General features: G+C 53.7%; 16 protein-coding genes. 3 read left to right on the forward strand and 13 right to left on the reverse strand.

Annotation, left to right across the window (positions count from 1 at the left end; translation table 11 throughout):
• Nucleotides 1-421 precede the first annotated feature (421 nt).
• From M5C56_RS30595 to M5C56_RS30605, 3 genes are all read left to right on the forward strand, one after another.
• Nucleotides 422-667, forward strand: coding sequence for a type II toxin-antitoxin system ParD family antitoxin (locus M5C56_RS30595; protein ID WP_103498607.1), 246 nt, complete (start codon nucleotides 422-424; stop codon nucleotides 665-667).
• A 102-nt stretch (nucleotides 668-769) separates the two neighbouring features.
• Nucleotides 770-2026 carry a DUF1173 family protein gene (locus tag M5C56_RS30600; RefSeq protein ID WP_103498608.1) on the forward strand — a complete coding sequence of 419 codons (1257 nt, stop codon included), beginning with the start codon at nucleotides 770-772 and terminating at the stop codon, nucleotides 2024-2026.
• A gap of 242 nt (nucleotides 2027-2268) precedes the next feature.
• Nucleotides 2269-3927, forward strand: coding sequence for a DUF6531 domain-containing protein (locus tag M5C56_RS30605; RefSeq protein ID WP_247263448.1), 1659 nt, complete (start codon nucleotides 2269-2271; stop codon nucleotides 3925-3927).
• A 72-nt stretch (nucleotides 3928-3999) separates the two neighbouring features.
• On the opposite strand, the gene M5C56_RS30610 is transcribed toward M5C56_RS30605, so the two are convergent.
• The 13 genes from M5C56_RS30610 to gspD form a co-directional block, all read right to left on the reverse strand.
• Nucleotides 4000-4197 carry a hypothetical protein gene (locus M5C56_RS30610; protein WP_103498610.1) on the reverse strand — a complete coding sequence of 66 codons (198 nt, stop codon included), beginning with the start codon at nucleotides 4195-4197 and terminating at the stop codon, nucleotides 4000-4002.
• 222 nt (nucleotides 4198-4419) lie between these two features.
• Nucleotides 4420-4677 carry an RHS repeat-associated core domain-containing protein gene (locus M5C56_RS30615; protein WP_247263449.1) on the reverse strand — a complete coding sequence of 86 codons (258 nt, stop codon included), beginning with the start codon at nucleotides 4675-4677 and terminating at the stop codon, nucleotides 4420-4422.
• A gap of 6 nt (nucleotides 4678-4683) precedes the next feature.
• Complete coding sequence (locus tag M5C56_RS30620; RefSeq protein WP_247263450.1) at nucleotides 4684-5451, reverse strand: hypothetical protein; 768 nt, start codon at nucleotides 5449-5451, stop codon at nucleotides 4684-4686.
• 93 nt (nucleotides 5452-5544) lie between these two features.
• Nucleotides 5545-5721, reverse strand: coding sequence for a hypothetical protein (locus tag M5C56_RS30625; protein ID WP_247263451.1), 177 nt, complete (start codon nucleotides 5719-5721; stop codon nucleotides 5545-5547).
• Nucleotides 5721-8570: an RHS repeat-associated core domain-containing protein gene (locus M5C56_RS30630; RefSeq protein ID WP_247263452.1), complete on the reverse strand. Its 2850-nt coding sequence runs from the start codon at nucleotides 8568-8570 to the stop codon at nucleotides 5721-5723. The genes M5C56_RS30625 and M5C56_RS30630 overlap by 1 nt, the downstream gene beginning before the upstream one ends.
• A complete protein-coding gene (locus M5C56_RS30635; RefSeq protein WP_247263453.1) occupies nucleotides 8567-10138 on the reverse strand; it encodes a DUF6531 domain-containing protein in 1572 nt (523 codons plus the stop codon). Before M5C56_RS30635 ends, M5C56_RS30630 begins: the two co-directional genes overlap by 4 nt.
• 196 nt (nucleotides 10139-10334) lie before the next feature.
• A complete protein-coding gene (locus M5C56_RS30640; RefSeq protein WP_247263454.1) occupies nucleotides 10335-11813 on the reverse strand; it encodes a DUF6531 domain-containing protein in 1479 nt (492 codons plus the stop codon).
• Nucleotides 11814-12170: 357 nt separating this feature from the next.
• Nucleotides 12171-13715: a DUF6531 domain-containing protein gene (locus M5C56_RS30645; protein WP_247263455.1), complete on the reverse strand. Its 1545-nt coding sequence runs from the start codon at nucleotides 13713-13715 to the stop codon at nucleotides 12171-12173.
• Nucleotides 13716-14320: 605 nt separating this feature from the next.
• Nucleotides 14321-17104, reverse strand: a complete 2784-nt coding sequence (locus M5C56_RS30650) for an RHS repeat-associated core domain-containing protein (RefSeq protein WP_247263456.1) — start codon at nucleotides 17102-17104, stop codon at nucleotides 14321-14323.
• A 29-nt stretch (nucleotides 17105-17133) separates the two neighbouring features.
• A complete protein-coding gene (locus tag M5C56_RS30655) occupies nucleotides 17134-18714 on the reverse strand; it encodes a DUF6531 domain-containing protein (protein ID WP_247263457.1) in 1581 nt (526 codons plus the stop codon).
• Between the two features lie 53 nt (nucleotides 18715-18767).
• The gene (locus tag M5C56_RS30660) at nucleotides 18768-19199 is read right to left on the reverse strand and encodes an RHS repeat domain-containing protein (RefSeq protein ID WP_247263458.1); all 432 of its coding nucleotides are present in this window, start codon (nucleotides 19197-19199) and stop codon (nucleotides 18768-18770) included.
• A 29-nt stretch (nucleotides 19200-19228) separates the two neighbouring features.
• Nucleotides 19229-20791 (reverse strand): DUF6531 domain-containing protein, encoded by a 1563-nt coding sequence (locus M5C56_RS30665; protein ID WP_247263459.1) that lies wholly within the window; start codon nucleotides 20789-20791, stop codon nucleotides 19229-19231.
• Between the two features lie 26 nt (nucleotides 20792-20817).
• Nucleotides 20818-23025, reverse strand: a complete 2208-nt coding sequence (gspD, locus tag M5C56_RS30670; protein WP_247263471.1) for a type II secretion system secretin GspD — start codon at nucleotides 23023-23025, stop codon at nucleotides 20818-20820.
• Between the last annotated feature and the right edge of the window lie 16 nt (nucleotides 23026-23041).

The following is a 23041-nucleotide window of genomic DNA, read 5'->3' on the forward strand; positions in this document are numbered from 1 at the left end:
ACGAGGGTTTCGTCGATTGTTCGCGCTTCCGAATGCTGAGCGAACTACAGATGACCAATGAGCTTGAAAGCCCACCGAAGCCTTGAAGGTCCTGGCTACCTGGGAAGGTGCTGCCAACGACAGCGAACCAGCCTAGATAGTCGAGCCAAACCCACTGGATGAGATAGTCAGACGTTTCCTTGCGTTGCGTGGGTCTATGCCTAGTGTTTTGAGCGCCAGTGATCCTGGGTGCCGGGAGGCGTGGTTTCCGACGTTAGCGGCGGGCCGAGAGGTATCCGGTTAGCCCCTTTTATTCAGTGACAACTTTGGCCTTGGAGGCCGGCGCGCGCTCGAACATGATGGGAGCTCCGTGATTTGGGGATTCATCGTTCTCATAGCGTGCGGTATGAGCTCTATTGATCACTTTCAGGAGTGTTAAATCATGAGCATCTTGGGCAAGGTCGCTGTGGTGACCGATAAGCACGATAGCTGGGGTAAAGCCCATGCCAACGCTGGTCACCGTACCAATGACAGTGAGTACATTCGCGATCTGAGTGAGCTCGAACAAAAGCGAAACGGCGACTCCGAGGCTATTTGCGCTGCGTTGATCGTTGGTGAGTCCAGTGGGGAGCCTCAGCCATTCAACGTGGACGAATTCAAGAGGAGGATGTCGACCGCGCATGGCTGAGTATCGACTTACATCTGCGACCGGGTGTGATCCCGAAGTCGTTTACGCCAAGCGGTAGGACAAGGGCCCAACGCAAAGGGCCTGCACAAGGAGAGTGTTTCCATGCTCAATGAGCGCTTCACGGTCTTGATCGACGGCCAACCGTTCTCGAAGCCCTTTCAAACGGAGGATCAGTTCGCCAAGGGCTGGAAGTCCGTACTGGAAAAGGCCTACGGTCGCACTCACGCCACGTGCCGCTGCCCGGGTAAGGGTGAGCGCAAGCTGGCCATCAAACGCCGGGAAACGACCGACGACTTCCACCTGGCCAGGTTCGCCGGCACAGGTTCTGAGCATGCCAACGAATGCCGTTTTTATGCGCCAGCACCTGAGCGCTCAGGGATGCAGGGCTATGAGCAGGGCGTGGTCGAGGAGGGCGATGACGGCACCTTGCGTGTGCGACTGGCGCGCGGGCTGCTTGAGCAGGTGGCGAAGGGTGAGCGTGCCGAAAAGGGAGTGGGCATTCACAAACCCACGGCGAGCCTCCGCAAACCGGCGATGACCCTGCTGGGGCTATTGCACTTGCTGTGGCAAGAGGCACGGCTGAACGTCTGGTACCCGGCAATGGAGGGGAAGCGTAACAGCGGGTTGGTCCATAGTGCCCTGTGTCAAACAGCGAGCCGGATCAAAGTGGGGCGTATGACCCTGAGCGACGTGTTGCTGGTCAGTGCCACCCCTCGCTCCAAAGCAGAAATCTCCAACGAAGGTGTGGTGCTGGATGCGATCCAGCGTAACCGTAGAGTAATTGCGGTATCGCCTTTGGCGCGCTTCGACAAGAGCAAGCACGATGGGGCGGTTCTCAAGCTGCCGCTGGCAGGCCCCTTTGGCATGCCGTACTTGAGCATGGTCACCGAGGTTTGGCAGGACATAGAGAAGCGATTCAAGCAAGAGCTCACGGCCTGGAAGCGAGGTGCTCGGGTCATGGTGATCGCTCAGCTCAATGTGGAAGCGGGTAAAGGCAACACCGGTGCTCGCGCCCAGGTCCTGGACCTCGCCCTGATGCACGTCAGTGAACGCTGGATACCACTGGACTCCGATTACGAATCCACCCTGGAAGCCAAGCTTTTCGCCGCCGGCCGCTGCTTTGAGAAACCACTTCGCTATGACGCTGATGAATGCGAGTTTTTCCCGGACTTCTGGCTCTTGGACATGAAGCAAGATTTTCCCCTGGAAGTCTTCGGGATGAACACGCCCGAGTATCTGGCGCAGAAGGCCCGGAAGACCCAGTGGTACGACCGAGTTTATGGAACGGAGGGCTGGTGGAGCTGGAGCGCAGCAGAGGATCCGGATGGGCCACTGATGCTTGAGTTGCCTTGTTTGTAAGCAAGCACTGCTGTCTGCTCGAATTGATCGCAGTAGCTCGCTGTGTTGTGAGCGGCTCCCATGAGGTGCTCGCTGAGCGTGGTGGTCATCATGTCATCGGCGCAAGGCCCGATCCATGAGGCAGATGAGTTCCCTAGGGGTTGAGTGCACAGGCGAATGCAAGCAAACTCCACCATCGAGATTTGCCTGAGTGCATCGTGGCAAACCCATTATGTCAAAAGCCAATCGCTAAGGAAGGCCCATTGCACGACTCCAAGTATCTGGAAGATCTCCGCTCCCGCTTCAATGCAAGAGGGGCGCTTGAACTTGTCTTTTTCTGGGGAGGGCAGCGAAGCATACGAAGTGGGGCTGGGTTATTTATAGCGTTGTTTGTTTGTACCCTTATTTTGGGTTTAGAACCCGCTCAGGCTAGACCCTATCATTTTTGGAAGGAGGGCGGAGCTTGGAAGGAACCGTATTTGAAAGCAGTCACCCCTCAGGAACTATGCCCGCACTTCTTTCGAACGGAAGGAGATCTCATTTGGGGGGTGGGGATTTCTCTCTATGATGGCTCGTTAGATCACTACTTGGAATCGCCAAGTTTTCCAAGTGGAACGCGTTATAATTGCGTTATGCTTGTTCCAAGTGCGACTTACCCTTGGTGGAATCAAGGGCCACTTGCATTCACAAGTTTGGAATATTATACGGGCGACTGCCCAGATGACACATCCTTAGAGTATTCTACGGGTTACTGTCGGGCAAACTCTCAGAAAGGTGTCTCTGATGAGTCGCGATTGTGCAATGGGGCTTCAAACCCTTCATCGGTTCGGGGTGACCCGGTTAACGCGGCTAACGGAAATAATTATCAAGTTGAAGTGGATGCCGTCGTCGGCGCTCGAAATGCTATAACGGTGCGGCGATTTTATAATAGTGTCGACGGTGTCTGGCGACACAGCTACTCAGATTTTCTAACGTTTGCAGATGATGCGGTAAATGTGGTTCGTGAGGATGGTCGAGAGTCTATATATACCCTGTCCGATGGGCGGTATACATCAAATACTGATGCTGCGCTATTTTCTTCGTTTGGGTCTGGTTGGATATACAGTGCGATCGATGGGAGGATTTACTACTTTTCTTCCACCGGTAAGCTGCAAAAGGTCAGAAGTCCTGATGGCACTGAGATAAGTGTTACTGCTTCGGATGAAACTATTGTAGTCACAAATGGAGATGGTTTGCAGGTTACGATGACTGAGGACGATTGGCATCAGCTAAAGACCCTCGTCACACCCAATGCGACGTTCGTTTACACACTAAATTTAGGCCGCGTCGAGCAGGTGCAAAAAACAGCGAGCGGGGTGTTAAGCACTCGGCAATATCTTTATAAAGACGATGAGTATTTTAGGAACTTACTGGTGGGCGTCATCGATGAGAGAGGCGTTTTATTCGCTAGTTGGACTTATGAAGATAATGGTAATCGTAAAACTTTAACGGCAGAACATGCGGGCGGTGCAGAGAAAACCACCTTCGCTTACGCTGACAACTCCACTACGGTGACCAACGAGCTGGGCAAGCAGCTGGTTTTTCAGTTCCAGACCATTCATGGCGCCAAGCGTATCACGGCGATCCAGGGCCAGCCCTCTCCCAACTGCCCAGCTAGCAATTCGAGCTACACGTATAACGATAATGGCCAAGTGCTTACCAAGACCGACGCTATGGGTTACATCACCACCTATACCTACAATGATAGGGGCCTGGAAATCAGCCGCACCGAAGCCAGCGGCACCTCGCTGGCTCGTACAACCACAACCGAATGGGGCCCCACTCGCTTTCTGCGCACCAAGGTTGTCGATCCCATACGCACTACGGTATACACCTATGATGTACAAGGTCGCCCCCTCAGTCAGCAGGTCATGGCGCACTGATGGCTCGTGAAAAGGATTCGAGTATGATTTTCTCCGCATACCGCTGGCGCCAGTCCGGTTGACTTCCAGGCCTCAGTCGTTGTAGATGTAAGTGGTGTTCAAGTCCTTGGCATCGGTCTTGGTCAGCACTTCGCCACGCTCGTTGTCGGTATAGGACGAATTACTGGCAGAACAGTTGGGGGAGGGCTTGCCCTCAATGACCGTGACCCGTCTCACACCGCCCAAGTTGGCAAACTGATAGATTGCGTTCTTGCCCAGCTCATTGGTCACGGTGCTTGAGCCGTCAGCATTTTAGGTCACCTAGGGGCGCTGAGCGCCGCCGCTGTGCACGCTCGAAATGGCGCGGGCTTGCGCGTTGTAGGCCCAGGAAGCGATGTGGATACTCCGCTCATCGGTATTAGTATGGTACCTAACCAGGATGCTTGATTTAACCACGTAAAAGTAAGGTCCCCAAGCTTGGCCCGCAGGCCGTTATGGCCGAGATGAGCTTCGTCATTTATTCCCCCTGACATCAGTGTTGCTAATCGGATTGCCATTTACATAGGCATAAGTATTCATCCCCCCGCCCAACCCAATTGGGTCGCTCTGCACATACCGCCCAGTCTCTGGGTTGTAATCTCGGAAGTAGTTGTAGTTCAGTTGTGTTTGAGCATCGTAGAGCTGCCCGGGAAAGCGCAACAGGATATGGGTGAGGGTGCCGGTGCCCGCAACGTCTTCGTTGGGCGCTGTGGTGCCGTAGGCATCACTCATCCAGCTTCACACCATGCCCTGAGCGGCTGTCGTTCCGACGCGTGGGGTATTTAGGTGATCCGGGTGCAGGTAGATCAAGCGCCCGCCGGTGGCCACCCCTTGGGTGTAGTTCAGTTCACCCTGTGCGAGCGGGATGCCGTCCAGCCAGACCCAGTAACGACTGGCCAGGAGTTGCGCTGTGGAGCTGTAGTCCGATTGGCTGATGATCTCGCCGTTCGGGCCGTACAGGTACAAGCTTCCGCTCACCAAGGCACCGCTGACCGGGTCGTAGTTGCGTTTTACACTGCGCTGGCCCAGCGCGTTGTAGAGGTAGTCCGCCACCTTTTGCGTACCGGCCTGGTACATCGCGTTCATCCGTCCGCTGGAGTCATAGGTGTAGGTCAGGCCCGTGGTGTTTTGCAGCTGGTTGCCGGCTGCATCATACGGCAGGGTCATACCGTCCTGGGTGGTTACACGGTTGCTGTCAGCGGCAATTGTGGTGTGTTGGGTGGCCGTCACTTGGCCCGAGCTCAGATTCGTGGTTGTGCGCTGCGTACGGTTGCCTGTCGCATCCAGCACATAGTCTTTCTGTTCACTGGCCGTCTGTTCACGGGTCAGGCGATTGAGGGCATCGTATTGATACTGCACCGAGGCCCACACGTTATCTTGTTGGCTGGTGAGGTTGCCCACTGGATCAAAACCATATTGGGTCTTCCAGCCGCCGATGGTCTGCGCCGTGAGCTGGTAATCCTGATCGTAGGTGCGGTTCAGCGTCACGCCACTGCCCCAGGTCAAGGGTAACCTTGGGTGATGATCCGGCCAGCACCTTCTAGGCCAGCGGCATGTTGCCAAAACCATGCCGCTCGAAGCGTACAGGTCGGTATTCATTCAAGAGTTGCGATCACGTCGACGATCTTCCCACTCTGCAATCAAGCCATTCACCATCAACGCAAGCCCGGCGATGAGCGAGGCGACCCAGAAATTAACCTCAAAGAGATAATTGCCAGCTGCACCGGCCAGCAACGAAATAACAAGCCAGATGGCGGTATAAAATAATCTTTTCATCAGTGGCATCCACAAGTTGTAGCGCCGATCGCACCACCAATGGCCATACCGGCACCGACCGCGTTCACCGCCGAATTGGTCCGCCCTGCTGCGGCCTGAATGGCTTGGTCAGAACCATACTTCGCGAGCAAATCCTCATAACTCTTGATGCGGTAATTGGACCCCGCGAGTGGACCTCTCATGACACGCTTCACCCCATTACGGAATTCCATAGCGGCTGCACCATCTATTGCAGCAGCAGCCCCGACCTTTGCAATTCCAGCATAAGCCATGCGGCCCACACCAAGGCCAAGAGATGCCCATTCTCCAGCCGAATAGGCACCAGAGCACCTATTCACCCCTCCATCAACACCAAGCGTTTGACGTGCCAAAGGTCCAATACCAAAGGAAACTGCATCTGCAATGCCCATTGTGAAATCAAGTGCTGGTTGCGGAATACTCGGCATGTCCGCCCAACCGAACAAGCCGTAGGGGTCCACATAGGTCAGCGGGTTTCCGTTGACATACCCATACGTATTGACTCCCCCCTCCAATCCAATTGGATCACTCTGCACATACCGCCCCAGATTCGCATCATAGTCCCGATAGTAGTTGTAGTTCAGCTGCGTTTGCGCATCGTAGAGCTGACCGGGAAAGCGCAACGGGATATGGGTGAGGGTGCCGGTGCCCGCAACGTCTTCGTTGGGCGCTGTGGTGCCGTAGGCATCACTCATCCAGCTCCACACCATGCCCTGAACGGCTGTCGTTCCGACGCGTGGGGTATTCAGGTGGTCCGGGTGCAGGTAGATCAAGCGCCCGCCGGTGGCCACCCCTTGGGTGTAGTTCAACTCTCCCTGTGCGAGCGGGATACCATCCAGCCAGACCCAGTAACGGCTGGCCAGGAGTTGCGCTGTGGAGCTGTAGTCCGATTGGCTGATGATCTCGCCGTTCGGGCCGTACAGGTACAAGCTTCCGCTCACCAAGGCACCGCTGACCGGGTCGTAATTGCGTTTTACACTGCGCTGGCCCAGCGCGTTGTAGAGGTAGTCCGCCACCTTTTGCGTACCGGCCTGGTACACCGCGTTCATCCGTCCGCTGGTGTCGTAGGTGTAGGTCAGGCCCGTGGTGTTTTGCAGCTGGTTGCCAGCTGCGTCATACGGCAGGGTCATGCCGTCCTGGGTGGTTACACGGTTGCTGTCGGTGGCAATCGTGGTGTGCTGGGTCGCCGTCACTTGGCCCGAGCTCAGATTCGTGGTTGTGCGCTGCGTACGGTTGCCTGTCGCATCCAGCACATAGTCTTTCTGTTCACTGGCCGTCTGTTCGCGGGTCAGGCGATTGAGGGCATCGTATTGATACTGCACCGAGGCCCACACGTTATCTTGTTGGCTGGTGAGGTTGCCCACTGGATCAAAACCATATTGGGTCTTCCAGCTGCCGATGGCTTGCGCTGTGAGTTGATAATCCTGGTCGTAGGTGCGGTTCAGCGTCACGCCACTGCCCCAGGTCAACTGTTTGATCGGACCAAAGGGGACGTAAGCAATTTGGCTGGCAACGGGTAATGTCAGTCCATTGCGGCTGATGTCGATTGCGCTGACCTGACCCGCGGTATTGCGGGTATAGGTGACCGAGACGCCTTCCGGGTAACCCTGAGCGATGATGCGGCCGGCACTGTCGTAGGTGTAAGTCTGCGAGACGGTGATACCAGCCAGGTTGTAGACCCTGTTTTGCGCGATCCGCTGACCACGCTCGTCATAGCGGAAGGTCAGGGCGCCGGCGGCATCCTGGATGCGGGTCAGTCGACCAATGCCCTTATTTCCACCATCGGTTTGGTCGTAGGTGTAAAGCACATCCAGAGCCGGTGTCGCTGGGTAGTGCTGGGCGATCAGGCGATTCAGCGCGTCGTACTGGTAAGTGGTGATCACGCCGCGCGGGTCGGTTCTTTGATTGACGTTGCCGGCTTCGTCATAGGCGAAGTTCGAGGTGCCGCCGTCCGGGCTTTTGATCTGCAGCATTCGACCTTCAGCATCATAGACGTACTGGGTCGTGACACCTCTAGGATCGGCCAACTGGGTGATCTGGTTGTCGGTGTTGTAGGTCAGCGCCGTGATGCCGCCCAGCGGATCGGTCACCTGCGCCACACGACCTAGAGCATCGAAGGCCTGACTGGTGGCGTTACTGCGTGCATCGGTCTGCTGGGTCAGTTGGTCATTGAGATCGTAGGCATAACGGGTGGTCTGTCCGCTTGCGCCGATCTGGGTGAGGAGACGACCGAGCTCGTCATAGGTGCTTTGCTGCTGACGTGCCAGCGTACCGCTCGCATCCTTGAGTTGAGCTGAGGTTCTGTTGCCCATCGCATCGAGCACGTAGTTCTGCGTTTCACCCAAGGTGTTGGTCATCGCCACCAAACGTCGTGCGTCGTCATAGGTGTAGGCCAGAAAGGTCCCGTCCGGCGCGGTGATCTGGGTCAGATCCCCCACGGCGTTATAGGCGTATTGAGTCGTGGCGCCGGCGATGCTACTGGAGGCCAGCCAACCCTGGGGGGTGTAGGTCAGGGTGGTGACTACCCCATTGGGATCGGTGACGGTCTGCGGATTGCCGTAGCTGTCAAAGTTGGCGCGCGTCGATATCTGGCCCAAAGCATTGGTGACCGTGGTCAGGTTGCCTTGGGTGTCGTAGGCGAAGCTGGTGATATCCGACACATCAGTGCGCGGACCATCAACCGTGGCGATCTGGCCCAGTGCGGTGTAGGTGTAATTGAGGGTTGTGGCTGAGACCGGCAGCGATAGAAAACCACAGGCCAAGGCAAGCACGCCAAGACGAAAGGCAGCGAGAGGCATTTTCAGGTCCTTCTGGAAAAGAGGGCGTTTCAATTGGAGGTCGTCTGCTGGCTTAATGGCCGGCCTTGGGCGTCATAGGTGTATAGCGTGGTTCGTGTGGGTTCTACCACCTTGGTCTTCAGAAAGCGTGATGGGTCCCACTCGGTGGTGGTGGTTCGAGCCAGAGGGGTGCCGCTGGCTTCCACTCGACTGACTTCCAAGCCTCGATCATTGTAGCTGTAAGTGGTGACTAATCCGTTGGCATCGGTTTTTGTCAAAACTTGTCCAAGGTCGTTATACGTGTATGAAGAATTACTGGCAGAACAGTTTGCACTTGGCACGCCATTAACTGAGGATATCAGCTTTGAATTGTTGATATTTAAAATATGATAGCTGGTTACCTTTCCAAGCTCATTCGTTACTGACGGGTCGCCATTTGGTGCATAATATACACCGACTTTTCCTATGGCACCGGCCAATTCGCTACTGATCGCACGTCCTGCATCATCATATTTCCAAGCTGCGCGTTTAACACCATCACCATCAACGATGCCGGTTAGTAGTGAAGCGTCGCGAGCATCTTCATGCAAATAATTTGTGATCTGCTCGACGCCATCTTTAACAATTGTTTTGCGAGCCAGTACTCCCGAGCTGTAAGTGTAGCTAACATTGAGTCCGCTAATAGATAGCGATTGAGGCTGATGAAAATTATCTTGCGAGAAGGATAGCGAAAGTCCTGTGTCAGACGTCACTACCACCTTACTGTCCTCATAGGCAAGATTGATTTTTACTCCTCCCATAGGGTCGACTTCTACAAGTCGACCACCCTCATCAAAAGTATAGTTTCCGACATCGCCATCGCTATAAACCCAGCGAGTGTCAGCCGCTTGCAGCAGGCCGTAGTTTCCAGAAGCCTGGACAAGTGCCTGGCCGTTTCTGTTAAAAATCTTTTCTTCCCCATTTGCCATAACTAATGTAATCTGATAGGGCGAAATTCTTAGGTGAGCAGAATAGTTACTACGCCAAAGGCCATCAGCGCTATTATAGAAGCGGCTAAAAGACAACGATTTTCCTGCGTAATCTATTTCTTCCTGCAGATTGTTTCCTGTCACAAAGTCGATTGGATCTCCTGTCAGTGACGATGGTTTGCTACAAGTTGGATTGGACGCGAATCCTTTCTGGCCAGGTGATAAGTTCAAAGCCTTACAGGTCGCCGACTCTTCATCGAGACGCTGGGGGCTAGGGCATTGGCCATGAAGTGCAACCCAACCCCAATCATCAATTGTCTGAGACGTACCATCAGAAGCGTCAAGTGTACCACCACAGTAATATTCGTTATGCGCCGCCCATGTAATGTGCGGGCTACCTTCTCGGAGAGATTTACTGATGCCATAATATAGCATTGAAACAAAATTGGCATCAATAGCAATGGCGCGCATATAGTCTTGGCAGGGTTCGATGGGAGTTGGATATCTGAAGTCACCCTCTCCAAATTCGGCATACCAATAAAAATTTTCGTCATAAGCCATGCTTGTCTGAGAAAAAAATAGCATGAAAGCGATAGTGCCGTAGTTCAATCCCGTGCTTATAACTCCATACAGACGCCTCGTTTTTTTTAGCAAAATGTATCTCCTTGTTAGACGTTAAAAAAGGCATGAGCTCGAAGCTTTTAGAGGTTGCTGGGTCAGATGTATGTTGTGGCGCGAGTTAATTTTCTCTTACGGATCTTGTCGGGCCGGGTAGCGGCTGACTGGATCAAAGGTGTCGATAAGAGAGGTGAGTTCTGCATATTCAGGTCCTTCTGAAAAATGGTCAGGGTCAGTTGGGTGTTGTCTGCTGACTCAGCGGCCTTCCTTGCGCGTCGTACGTATATAGCGTGCTTCGCGTGGGCTCCAAAACCTTGGTCTTCAGAAAGCGTGAAGGGTCCCATTCGGTTATGGTAGTTCTAGCCAGAGGCGTACCGCTAGCCTCCACTCGACTGACTTCCAGACCTCGGTCGTTGTAGCTGTAGGTGGTGATCAAACCCTTGGCATCGGTCTTGGTCAGTACCTGGCCGCGATCGTTATAGGTGTAGGATGAGTTGCTCGCTGGGCAGTTGGGGGAGGGCTCACCCTCTATGCTGACAATACGGTTAACGCCATGCATGTTTTGGTATCGGTAAGTCACATTTTTTCCGAGCGCATTCGTAACAATTGACGCCCCATCTAAGTAAGAGACAGATGTCTTCTGGGCCCCGTCTGAGTGCTCGCTGGACAGAGGTCTTCCCATATAGTCGTAACTCCAAGAGGCGAACTTTACTCCACGCTCATCAATAACGGCGGCCAGAAGATTGCGCACTGAAGTTACACGCGTATATTCATATCGACGGGTGGTTGTGACACCGTTTTCGGTTGTTTCGACGCTGTCTAACGAGTCTCCGTATGTAAACCCAACGCTTACACCCGATGAAGATATCGCGATCGGCTCATGGCGGGGAGTCTCAGTAATTTTTACCTCGCTCCCTAACCCGTTCTTCACGGTCACCACATAATAGGGGGCTGCACTTTCATACGTTAAAAATTGCGAGCCCCCCTCCACAGTATATGTTTCAACAAGACGCCCGCTGAGGTCAAACTCCATCCGGCCCCCATCCGAAGCTTTGTAGGTCCAGCCGTCGGTACGCGCCTCTAATGTCCCAAAATCTGAATCCGAAGTATAGCTGTCGGCGTTTTTTGCATAGATGGTTTCGCGGCCATCTGAACGCACAATGGCAATAGAGTCGTCCCCTATATTCAGGTGGTCTGAATAGCTGTGTGTCCACTTTTGATCACTGCTGTTGTAGTAATGGTACAGTGTTAGAGGGTTGTATCCGCCGACGCTGAAATCATATTCAGCTTGAAATTTATTACCTATCAAGGCATTGATAGGGTTGCCCACTACACCAGACGGAGTAGTGGCCGGGCAGACGAGTGGATCTTGCCCTGCACCCTTTTGTCCAGCCATTTGACAGCTTCTGGTGCTGAAGTTATATGATGTGCCATTCTCGCAGGAGGCTGTAACATGCGTTATGGTTCCAAACGTAGTCAGGTCTGAGTGCTCAATACCACATAAAAATGTCGTGGGTGTCTCATATTTGCTCCGATCCGGTCGGTATCCTGAGCTTCCCCAGTAGAAGTCAGAGTACATATAATCGCAACCTTGGACCGGATCACTGAAAACCGGGTAAAAAAAGTTGGTGCTCGCCCAGAATGAAATGGTTTGCGAATAAGCAAGCTCCATGTGCAGGGCCATAAAAGCCACTAGTATTTTCTTAAACATCTATCAGGCTCCGCATGGGGCGAGTTATTAAATAATATGTTGATAAGAATATTTATATGCTATGGCGCTGGAATTAAAATCGATCAATTTAAATCCCAACTCTGAGGGGCGTTGATCACAAACGTCCTAGCCAGCCAACGAACTGATTTTGAAATGGGCGTAATGGCTCTGTGGATTACCATCGGTATCAAAAACGACCCGCCTCGAGATCTGACTCGGGACGGTGTAGGTGTCGTTAATGGTTGAGGTCGACACAGGCAAGGACAAATAACGCAGCCCAGAGCGAGTGCGCCCACAAGAAAAGCGGGTGAGGCAAGGTGCGGCATTTTCAGGTCCTTCTGAGTAAAGTGGTCAGGCTTAGTTGGGCGTCGTCTGCTGACTCAGCTGCCGTCCCTGCGCGTCATAGGTATATAGCGTGGTTCGAGTGAACTCCACAACCTTGGTCTTCAAAAAACGTGATGGGTCCCATTCGGTGGTGGTGGTTCGAGCCAGAGGGGTGCCGCTGGCTTCGACTCGACTGACTTCCAGGCCTCGGTCGTTGTAGCTGTAGGTGGTGCTCAATCCCTTGGCATCGGTCTTGGTCAGCACCTGGCCACGGTCGTTGTAGGTGTAGGACGAGTTGCTGGCGGAGCAGTTCGGCGAAGGCTCACCCTCTATAGCAACAATACGCTTCACCCCCTGAATAACCTGATAATGATAAACCGCACTCTTACCTAGGGCGTTGGTAACCGTGGTAGAACCATCAGCATTGTAAACCAGGTTGACCTTTTCTAAGCTACCACCGTGCTCGCTTGAAATAGCACGCCCTTGAGCATCATAGTGCCAAGTGGCAAAACGAATGCCACGCTCATCTGTGATCCCCGTGAGTAATGTAGGGTGAGAACTGTCCTCATAGTGATACTGACGAATATTGCTGACTCCAGCACGATTGCGAGTTACGCTGGTCATTTGCCCAAAGCCATTGTAACTGTAGATCACAGATAGATCATTAATTTGCAGGGTGAGCGGCTGGTGATTAGCGCTCTCAGTAAAGCTCAGCGCATGGCCATAGTTATCCATTACAGAGATGTTAGATCCACTATAAGATAAATTTTGTACATTGCCTGCCGGGTGTTGCCAACTGATCAGTTGGCCTGAGGTATTAAAAATTAAAATGTTATTGTCTGGAGAGTTATAGATCCAAGTGTTGTCAATAAAAACGAGAGAGCCAAGCTCCGTCGGTTCGGCGGTGGCTGTATTTCCCACCCGACTAAACAGAGACTGTCGACCATCAAAATTTATCAAGTTGATGCTAAAGCTGGTCAATGCCAAGTGCGCTGCATAATTATGAGTCCATAATCCATCCAGGCTATTGTAGTAACGTACGAATCTCAGAGAGGATGAGCTTGGGTCGTTCGAGAACGGAGCATAATCGGTTTCCACTTGAAATTTGTTGCCAGTCGCGATGTTAATTGGGTTTCCTTGAAATAATGCAGGAGAGTTGCATGTCAATTTGTCCTCTGGTGGGCCTATGCTTTTACGCAGGGCTTCTTTTTCCGGTGACTCACATTCGGCTGAGAAATTATTAAATGCCCCTCCATTTGAACAGGAACCTGCTACAAAATTAACACCAATCCACCCAAGGCTGTGGCCATCCTCCATCCAGTACATATTACATATGCCGCCTGCGAACTGCCCCTCTCGATAGTCACCTGCACCAAAATACTGAGGAGCAAAACTGGCATAAAGCCCAGTATATCGATCCTGTTTAGCCTGACAAGCAGCTTGGCCCGAGGGGTATGAGGGGTATGTTGGCGTTGGCTCTTGCTGTAGCCAAAAATAGTAGTCATCGGCATGCGCTGGACCTAAACAGATCGCGCTACCCCCCAAAAGCATAAAAAACCTCGATATTATCTTCTTCATCGCTCACCTAGAAAGTCAGTCAATTCTGTTTTTGTTTGTACTTTTGGCATTGATTTTTTTTCGTTATGAGAGGGGGGTTGTTCATGGTCGCATCATTAGCATCAAACCTTCCTGTCCAAACGCTCACTATCAAGCGCTAGGCGACTTTCATATCGTAGCCGTGTAATAAAGAAAGTAGGGGGGGTTGAGGTAAGTGAATCAGGAATGGAGCCCTCATCCTGAGTGTTGAGTGCATCTGTCATTGCGAATCCCTCGCTGCATTGCCTAATGTTTGTGTGGGGGGCTACGCTCCCCCACTGCCTAGAATTTTCTCAGATCAGCCGTGTACTCTGGAAGATTGCAATATGTCTATTTAGGGCAGTTCAATTTAACTCGTAGTCCATCCTTGTAAGAGTAATACTCAATACAGTTCTTTCCGCTGACTGTAACTTCACGCTTTCCGATATCGCTGGCTGAGAAAAAATCTGCAACAGAAGTGCTGCCACTTTGGCTCCAGTCCATTTCCTCCCAAGTGTACCCTTGGCGCCAACTGCTCACGCCCCGGAATAGGAAGTAAATAACCACCAACAGAGATGATATAAATAATAGTTGTGCTATTGTTTTGATTATCTGGCCCATGGAGCGCTCCATCCCTTCGAAGGGCGTGTTGCCGGGTAACTAATTACGCCATTAGTAATCCCCTTATCTATCAGTTTATTACCGAGAGAAACTGGAAGTAACTGATTGCTGGTGTCAATGCCTTGAGCCTTCAAGCAGTTTTGGACGGGACTTCCGCAATTGTTTGTTAGCGCCCTATAGTTTCCCTGCGGGGATGACAGGCAAGATTCGAGTGCGGTCTCCTGCTTCGGGGTAAGGCTCAAACTCACGGCAGTACCCTCTCTGAACCCATTTTTATCAACATATTCAGTAGTGGGCAAAATTGTCATGCCTCCGGGACCAAAAGAATAAGTTTGACCATTGATGTCAACAGAAACATGACCAAAAGACGACTCTCCCATTCCTACGGGCTGCCAGATCGTTACACTAGTCTGCAAACCAAATGGATCTGCAAAAGAGAGTGGATTTCCCCCCACATACCCGTAAGCATTCAGTCCACCACCGAGCCCAATCGGATCACTCTGCACATAACGTCCCAAGTTGGCGTCATAGTCTCGGTAGTAGTTGTAGCTCAGCTGCGTTTGCGCATCGTAGAGCTGACCCGGGAAGCGTAGCGGGATATGAGTGGCTGTGCCGCTGCCGGCCACATCCTCGTTGGGCAGTGCTGCGCCGTAGGCATCACTGATCCAACTCCAGACAATACCCTGATTGGTGCTGGCCAACCGCGGGGTGTTGAGATGGTCAGAGTGCAGGTACACCAACTGGAAACCGCTGGGTACTCCTTGGGTGTAGTTCAGCTCCACCTGGGCCAACGGCATGCCGTCCAGCCAGATCCAGTAGCGCGTGACGAGGCGTTGACCGTTGGCGCCGTAATCGGCCTGGCCGATGACCTCTCCGCCAGGGCCATACAGATAGGTGCTGCCACTGACCAGCGCACCACTCACCGGATCAAACGTCAGCTTGAGCGTACGCTGGCCCAGGTTGTTATAGGTGAAGGAAGCAATACGCTGAGCCCCTGCCTGGTACACCGCATTCATCCGGCCGCTGTCATCGTAGGTGTAACGCAAACCGGTGGTGTTCTGCTGCAGGTTGCCCGCAGTGTCGTAAGGAAGTGTCAGCCCCTCCACCGTTGCCAGGCGATTACTGTCGGTTGCCACGGTTGCGGTCTGGGTTTCGGTGACGGTGGCGGAGGCCAAATCGGTTGTGGTGCGCTGGGTCCGGTTGCCGACAGCGTCGAGGGCATAGTCCTTCTGCGTGGTCGCGCTCTGCTCACGGGTCAGTCGGTTCAGTGCATCGTACTGGTACTGCACCGCGCCCCAGAGGTTGCTCTGCTGGCGGGTGATATTCCCAACGGGGTCAAAGCCATACTGGTTTTGCCAGTTGCCGATGATTTGGGTCGTGAGCTGGTAGTCCTGGTCGTAGGTGCGGCTGAGGGTCAGGCCGTTGCCCCAGGTCAGTTGCGTGAGCGGGCCGAACGGGGCATAGGCGATATTGGCCGCAATAGGGAAGTTTTGACCGTTGAGGGTCAACGAAACCGCGTTGACCTGCCCTGCATTGTTGCGAGCATAGCTCACCGCCACATTGTCGGGGTAACCCTGTTGGGCCACTCGGCCAGCCGTATCGTAGCTGTACGTCGTTGAAGCATTGATGTTCAGACCGGCCAGGTTCAAGGCTCGGTTCTGGGCGATCCGTTGGCCGCGGTCATCGTAGACATAGGCCACGGTTCCGCTGGGGTCCTGGATACTAGTCAGTCGACCAATGCCTCTATTTCCACCATCGGTTTGGTCGTAGGTGTAAAGCACATCCAGAGCCGGTGTCGCTGGGTAGTGCTGGGCGATCAGGCGATTCAGCGCGTCGTACTGGTAGGTGGTGATGATCCCGCGGGCATCGGTTCTTTGCGAGACGTTGCCGGCTTCGTCATAGGTGAAATTCGAGGTGCCGCCATCCGGACTTTGGATCTGCAGCACTCGACCTTCAGCGTCATAGACGTACTGAGTGGTGACGCCTCGCGGATCGACCAGTTGGGTGATCTGGTTGTCGGTGTTGTAGGTCAGCGCCGTGATGCCGCCCAGTGGGTCGGTCACCTGCGTCACACGCCCCAGGGCATCAAACGCCTGGTTGGTCGCGTTACTGCGCGCATCGGTTTTCTGGGTCAACTGGTCATTGAGGTCATAGGCATAACGGGTGGTTTGTCCGCCTGCACCGACCTGAGTAAGTAAGCGGCCGAGTTCGTCATAGGTACTTTGCTGCTGACGTGTCAGGGTGCCGCTCGCGTCCTTGAGTTGAGCTGAGGTCCTGTTGCCCATCGCATCGAGCACATAGCTCTGCGTTTCACCCAGAGTGTTGGTCACCGCGATCAAGCGGCGAGCATCGTCATAGGTGTAGGCCAAAAAACTCCCATCGGGTGCGGTGATTTGGGTCAGATCCCCGACGGCGTTGTAGGTGTACTGAGTCGTAGCGCCGGCGATGCTACTGGAGGCCAGCCAGCCCTGCGGGGTGTAGGTCAGGGTGGTAACCACGCCATTGGGATCGGTGACAGTCTGCGGATTGCCGTAGCTGTCAAAATTAGCGCGCGTCGAGACCTGACCCAGGGCATTGGTGACCGTGGTCAGATTGCCTTGGGTGTCGTAGGCGAAGCTGGTGATATCCGACACATCAGTGCGCGGACCATCGACCGTGGCGATCTGACCCAGTGCGGTGTAGGTGTAATTAAGGGTGGTGGCCGAGACCGGTAGTGATAAAAAACCACAGGCCAGGGCAAGCACGCCAAGACGAAAGGCTGCGTGGGGCATTTTCAGGTCCTTCTGGAAAAGAGGGCGGCTCAATTGGAGGTCGTCTGCTGGCTTAATGGCCGGCCTTGCGCGTCGTAGGTGTATAGCGTGGTTCGTGTAGGTTCTACCACCTTGGTTTTCAGAAAGCGTGATGGGTCCCACTCGGTGGTGGTGGTTCGAGCCAGAGGGGTGCCGCTGGCTTCCACTCGGCTGACTTCCAAGCCACGGTCATTGTAGGTGTAAGTTGTGACGCTATTTAAAGCATCTGTTTTTGAAATAATCCGTCCAGAGTCGTCATACGTATAACTCGAATTGCTTGCCAGGCAGTTTGCTGACGCCTCTCCCGCTATGCTCGAAATACGTGGGCTCGATATGGCATACTGAAAAGTATAAGTGGTTTTTTTACTTAGACTGTTTTCCGCTACGGCCAATGTATTTCCAATATACGTCAACATTACCTTATCGCTCACGCCAGCATGCTCGCTAGATATTGCACGACCGGAGGAATCGTATGACCACTTAGCGATCAATACACCTCTCTCATCCACGATGCCCGTGAGGAGTTTGACATCATTCGGGTCGCTATACTGATATTGCCTTGTGCTTGAAATGCCACCGACCGTTGTCTTGAACTCCGTTAGCTGCGAGTTGCTATCATATAAATAATCCAGCGTCACTTGACCATCATAAAATTTTATCGGTTGATGAAAGAAATCCTCAATCAATGTGTAATGCTTGGCCCCGTTGACGACGATATTTAATTCTGAGCCAGAATTATTGACTGGGTTTGACTCCGGATAAGTTATTTCAAAAAGCCGGCCTGACGGTTCATCTTTAGACACAAGACGCCCTAGAGAGTCAAATGTGTAAACAGTGTTATCACTAGATACATAGTGCCATCCTGTGGCAGACTGATCCAGCTTCCCCACCTCTCCGTACTTTGCTACAAATCCACTCGAACTTGTTGTATAGTCTATTTGACGACCATCTGACAGAATTACAAATGTGTTAGCCCCTTGCGATATTAAATGCGCAGAAAAAGAGTGTCTCCAAACCCCGTCCGTACTATTGTAATATCTAGAAAAAACAACGCCATTCGCTTTATAATCAATTTCTTGTTGGAATTTATTTCCGCCCATCACATTTATCGGGTTTCCCACCAAAGAGCACACTTGTTCCGGGGAGGGTGCGCCTTTGTTTCTTCCCGATGTGCCAGGCACAACACACACGCCTGTATCTAAATCCGTAGAATCGGCTGCGCAGGACGGCTGTCGATAAACCCACGTAGTGTAGGTGCCAGGCGCACGGTTAGTAACTTCGCCATTAGGTGCCCAGGTTTCAGTTGCACTGCAGCTAAGCTGTTGCGTATCGTATTTTGAAACCTCTGCATTTGTATAACTCCACATACCATACTGACTGCCCGGAGTCGTTTGCACGTCGTAAAATTTCATACACGACTCAATAGCAGTAGCAGCCACTGTAGAACCCCAGCCACCTGTAATCCATAATCGACCCGCCGACAACGTGGGTGCAGAGTAGCTAGACGAGAAAAACACCACTCCAGCAAATACATATGCGCTTATTTTTGTTTTTGAGCAAACTAAAAGCCAGTTAAGGGGGTCGCTCTTCATTACCCTGCCTCCAATTAAATGATATTAAAAATCTTAAATGGTTATTAGCTTGCTCAGCCATCTAACGACATGCTTTGTCGTAGGTGTAAGACAAAACAATTCCCATCGGGCGCAGTTATCTGGGTTAGATCCCCGAAAGCGTTATAGGCGTATTGAGTCGTGGCGCCGACAATGCTGCTGGAGGCGAGCCAGCTGGTCAGTGTGGATCCCACACCATTGGGATCGTTGACCGTTTGCGGATTGCCGTAACTGTCAAAGTTGGCACGCGTCGAGACCTGACCCAGAGCGTTGGTGATCGTGGTCAGGTTGTCCTGGGCGTCGTAGGCAAAGCGGGTGATATCCGACACGTCGGTCCGCGGGCTACCCACCGTGGCGATCTGGCCCAGTGCGGTGTAGGAGTAATTGAGGGTGGTGGCCGAGACCGGCAGCGGCAATAAACCACAGGCCAAGGCAAGCACTCCAAGACAGAAGGCAGGGAGCGGCATGTTCAGGTCCTTCTGAGAAAGAGAGCGGCTCAATTGGGCGTCGTCTGTTGGCTTAATGGCCGGCCTTGGGCGTCGTAGGTGTATAGCGTGGTTCGTGTGGGTTCCACCACCTTGGTCTTCAAAAATCGTGAAGGGTCCCACTCAGTGGTGGTTGTGCGAGCGAGTGGCGTCCCTGTGGCCTCGATACGGCTGACTTCCAGGCCACGATCGTTGTAGCTGTAAGTGGTGATCAATCCCTTGGCATCGGTCTTGGTCAGCACCTGGCCGCTGTTGTTGTAGGTGTAGGCCGAATTGCTGGCAGAACAGTTGGAGGAGGGCTCGCCCTCGATGGCGGTGACGCGCTTCACACCACCCAAATTGGTAAACCGATAGGTTGCGTTCTTACCCAGCTCGTTAGTCACGGTGCTCGAACCGTCGGCGTTGTAGGCCACCAGCGTGCGCTGAGCACCACCGGCGTGTTCACTAGAAATCGCACGGCCTTGCGCATCATAGGCCCAGGTCGCGAAGCGGACACCACGCTCATCGGTAATGCCGGTGAGCAGGTAGTATCGGTTAGGGTCTTCATAATGAAAGAGGCGCTGCTGGGTGACACCCGCTTGTGTGCGTGTGAGCTGAGTCAGGTTGTGGTTGGTGTTGTAGGTGTAGGCGATCTGCAGAGGGCCAGCGGTGAGGCTGAGGGGCTGATGCGATGCGTCTTCCGTGTAGGAAAGCGTTTGGCCGGTGTCGCCGGTAACCGTGACGGTGCCATTCGCATAGGTCAATTGCTGGGTACGGCCCACGGCGTCGATTTGGGTGATCAGGCGGCCATTACTATCGAAGATGAACTGCTCATTGGTGTCTGAGGTGTAGGTCCAGGTGTTGGCTGATTTGCTGAGGATGCCGGTCTCGGTCGGATCAGGGGTGACGATGTCGCCATTTACGCTGAAGAAGGTTTCTCGCCCATCTGCTCTGATCAAAGAAAGCTTGCCGACCGCAAAGCGAATAAAAGTCGAGTAGTTATGTCGCCAGATGCCATCCAGGCTGTTGTAGTAGCGGCTAAAGACCAGATTACTGTCCGAAGCTGACTTGAAGTCGTTCTCTACCTGGAACTTATTACCAATCGCGATGTTGATTGGATTGCCTGCACAGCTATAGGCAGGCGGTGTGCCCTTTTGTTCGTCGTTTCCGCAGTTGGCGGTCGATACATTGAAAACTGAAGGTGGCGGGCATTTATTGACATAGAAATCCCCTGAGTGACCGGTTGCAACTGTATGGTCATCGTTCCAAACGATAAACCAGCCTGCTTGAACGTCAACGATTGGTGGGAGCCCCCCTTCTTGACAAGCGCCGTTGCTATAGCCAAAGCTACTTGCAAACGCATAACATCGTTGGAGAGCTAATTCAATGCTGGGAAAACTGTCAATGTGGTTATAATATCCATAGCCATTAACATCAATAACAACTTCGGAGTACGCGCTGGGTAGATGGGTCAGCGCAGTCAACCCAGCAGCGAATCCCATTATTGCAGAGCTGCGATTTTTTCTGCTGTTTTCTTTTTTGAAGACAAACAGCTGAGAGATTAATTTGATTAGCCGTGGTGTTGATCGAAGCATTTTACAGGTCCCTCTGTAATGACCGGTCAGATATCGGTTTTTGTGGTTTTCATCGGCGTCATCAACTGCATCTTCTGCCGGTACTCATCGGTAACATCCTTCGCTTCGCTGCTGCCGGTGATAACCCGCGGCGTAATCAAGACGATCAACTCAGACCGGCCACGCTTGCGCTCGGTGTTGCCAAACAACCACTGAAGCCCTGGAATCTTGCCCAGGTAGGGCACGCTGTTATCCGTTCGGGAGTCGTTCTGCTGAATCAGGCCACCCAGCAGGACCGTCTGACCACTTTGCACGGCGACCTGAGTCGACACTGCCCGGGTTGAAATCGTGGGGTTGCCATTGGCGTCAACGGTGGTGCTGGCGTCACTGACCTGTTGCTGGATATCCAGGTACACCAAGCCACCCGGATTGATGCGCGGTACGACGTCCAGGATCACGCCGGTCTGCACGTACTGCACCGTGCTCGTGGTCAGGTTCGTACTGCCGGTGTTGATGGTGGTCTGATTGATCGGGATGTTGTTGCCGACCTGGATCTGCGCTTGCTGGTTGTTCATGACCACCAGAGAGGGCGCCGACAGCACCCGAGTGTTGCCATTGGTTTCCAGCGCGTGCAGCGCCACTTGCAGGTTCTTGCTGACGAACGAGTAGAACAGTGAGTCGGTGGCTCCGAGTGCGGCGCCGCCACTGCCGATCGCACCCTGGCTACCCGATACGTTCTCGATGCCTTTGGTGGTGGAGTTCCCGGCCAGATTCCCCAAGTACCACTGCACACCCAGGTTTAGCGAGCCGTTCAGGCTCACCTCCAGAATGCGCGTCTCGATCTGGACCTGCATGGGCATGTTGTCGAGCCGTTGAATGGCCGACTGAATCTCTGCCCACTGCGTGGGGCGACTGCGCACCAGCAGTTGGTTGCTGGTCTTCTGGGCGGTGATGCGGACCGAGTCGGTAGAGCCGCCTTTCAATCGGTTCCCTGTATTACCCTGAGTCTCCTCCGCGGCGTTGGCTTCTGTTGAGCGGTTGTCACTCATCGCGCCCATGGCGTTGTTGCCCATTGAGTTGGCACCACCGCCGAGCATCGTAGGGCCGCTGTTGGCGCCACCACCCATTCCGCTGCTTGACAAGGTTACGGTGCGCAATCCCGGCGCGACCTGAGCCGGCGGCTCATCCGGCACCGCTTCATCGCTGTAAATCTGGCGAAGGTACTTGGCCAGGTCAGTGGCCTTCATATTGCGCACGTCGTAGACGTACATCTGTGGCTCGTTGCCGCCGCCTTGGTCGATGGTGTCGATCCAGCGCGCCACGTCGTTTAAGTACTCCGGCTGCGGTGAGATCGCCACAATGGCGTTGGTGCGCTCGATGGGCAGAAAGCGCAGCATGCCGGCCAGCGGGGTTCCGCTTTGAGGGCCGAACAACCGGTCCAGCTCGGGCATCAACTGGGTGACGTTGGCGCGCTTCAACCCAAAGACCCCGATCGACATACCTTTAAGCCAGTTCACGTCAAAGGTGCTGATGGTTTGCTGATAGTTGTTCAGCTCATCGGGAGTGCCGGCCATCACCAGCACGTTGCGCGACGTATCGACCGTGAGGAACGCGCCTTCCCGGGCAAAGGGTTTGAGCAGTTTCTGCATCTCGACAGGGGACATGTAGTCCAGCGTAAAGAAGCGCGCTGTCAGTCCGCTGCCAGGCTCGGGTATCGACATCCGCGGTGTGAGCCTACCGGCCACGGCCTGGTTGGCCGGCAGCACCAGGTAACGATCACCCTGAAGAATAATGGCGTTGTTGGTCCAGGACAGCAGGGTTTCCAGGATGGCGAAAGCCTGTTCCTTGTCTACCGGCTTGGAGGTGGAGAACGTCACATCCCCCGTGACCCCTTGGCCAATGCTGAAGTTCTTTTTGAGGACATCGCCCAGGATGGTGTTGACCACCGCCTGGATCGGAATGCTCGAGAAGTTGAACATGGTGCCGGCTTCACCCGGTACCGCCGCAGGGGCTGATTTCACCGCAGCGTTTTTGGGGGCGGCTAGATTGCGGGTTCCCCGAATGATTTGATGCTGGGGAGATTGCGGGGGCTGCGAGACATAAACGGGTTGTGAGCTCGCCATCGCGGAGGATGTACTCACCGCGGAGGGGCGGTCAGAGCCTGTTCCAGCCAAACCGGCTTGAAGGATGCTGTCATCCCGGGCTTCGTCGGTAGGCGTAGACATGCAACCTGACAACAGCACGAGGCTGGTCATGCACGGGTAGGCGAAG

Source organism: Pseudomonas sp. MWU13-2862, assembly GCF_023242495.1.
GTDB classification, from domain to species: domain Bacteria; phylum Pseudomonadota; class Gammaproteobacteria; order Pseudomonadales; family Pseudomonadaceae; genus Aquipseudomonas; species Aquipseudomonas gingeri_D.